Origin of the sequence: Yersinia sp. 1252 StPb PI (genome assembly GCF_048593885.1) — a bacterium.
Lineage (GTDB): Bacteria > Pseudomonadota > Gammaproteobacteria > Enterobacterales > Enterobacteriaceae > Yersinia > Yersinia enterocolitica_E.
This window is the reverse complement of the sequence record NZ_JAZGQE010000364.1, coordinates 1-1,452: the sequence shown is the minus strand read 5'-3', so window position 1 is coordinate 1,452 and position 1,452 is coordinate 1. Positions and strand designations below refer to the sequence as shown.

Genomic DNA, 1,452 nt, shown 5'->3' with positions numbered 1-1,452 from the left:
TGAGATGACATCAACATCCTGATAATGATCTGTGTTCAAATTCTCTGTTCGCAAAAATCTTGATAGGTCGCCTCCACTTTTATTGCGCCAACCTACATAATGCCCAGTATTTTCCGAGGAAAAACTCTTATCACTAAATACGCTATCCATGAAGTAGTTAAACGCTAACCAACCACCGAGAGCATTCCAGTGTGTATCAGTTTTATAGTAAAGGGGTTCCTTGAAATTGTTTTTTTGTGTGATTAAAAAGTCAGTCGGATCGACAAAAATTCCATTTTTATCTGCTTCAACCACTGCACTAATCTGTCTGAAACTAGCTGGGTGGGCCCATTGTGGTAAGTTTTCTGGATATATGTTCTCTTTATCCGGCCCAATTAATATCTTGAATTTCTTTACGCCATTCTCAAGAAAAAAATCGTTCCATTCTTTCACTGATAACGCGATTTTTTGTGCATTCTCTATATCGTTTTCAGTTGCACCTTGCCGTCTTGTTGATACTGTTTTAGCCTCTTGATCGCCTAAAAATAGCCAGCCATCATGACCGACTATCACTTGGTCAGGGAAGAGACTGATACCATAATTAGATAGGATGTTGCTGATAGGTGCAACAATTGAGTCTAATTTATAGTATTGCTTTGTTTGCAGATACTCGCCCAATCCCTTGTTCCATTGGAATAGATTGTATATAGGAAGTGCCATGAGCACTGATGCTGAAATAATAAGAAAAGTAATCACATTTTTTTTCATATCTATGCTCAGAATTTTGAATATAAGGAAACACTATTTGCTCCGGAAAGAGCTGATAGCATGGCAATTGAGAACAAAATAATTGACGCTGCTGTTCGTGTTTTCCTTGAAACACTGCCGGATAATTCAGTTGTGTTTCTTTGTGAGATAATGACAAATGTTATAGTAACGAAGATTAAGGTTAAGATGTTCCCTGATATTCCAAGAGGTATTTCTGGTAGGAATTTTTCCAGAAAGAAACCGGACCAAGACAGTCGCCATGTTTCGATGCCTGCTGGTAACTTATTGTAGATTCCTTGGAGACCAAACATCCCACTTAATACTTTCATTGCGGACTCAAGATCTTTGGATCTAAAGAAAACCCATGTGATATTAATAAAATTAAAGGTTATTAACCAAGCGATAGCGTTTGGCATCGAAAAATTTAATTTACTCCAGAGTCGATGAATGATGAGCGCCAGACCGTGTAAAAGCCCCCAAATGATGAACATCCAATTTGCACCGTGCCACAAGCCTCCCAACAGAAAGGTTATCAAGAGGTTTGCATATGTTGTAGTATTCCCGTTTCTACTTCCACCTAGTGGGATATAAATATAGTTTCTAAGAAAACGGCTTAGTGTAATATGCCAACGGCGCCAAAAATCTTGGATGCTTAGTGCCTTATATGGAGAATTAAAATTTATAGGTAATTTAATATTAAATAAC

Annotated in this window: 2 protein-coding genes; both read right to left on the bottom strand. The window is 37.7% G+C overall.

The window, feature by feature from the left end:
- A partial coding sequence (locus tag V2A85_RS23625) for an alginate O-acetyltransferase AlgX-related protein (RefSeq protein WP_420072544.1) occupies positions 1 to 747 on the bottom strand: 747 nt, incomplete at its 3' end.
- 8 nt (positions 748 to 755) lie between these two features.
- On the bottom strand, positions 756 to 1,452 hold a 697-nt coding region (locus tag V2A85_RS23620; protein WP_420072543.1), incomplete at its 5' end, for an MBOAT family O-acyltransferase.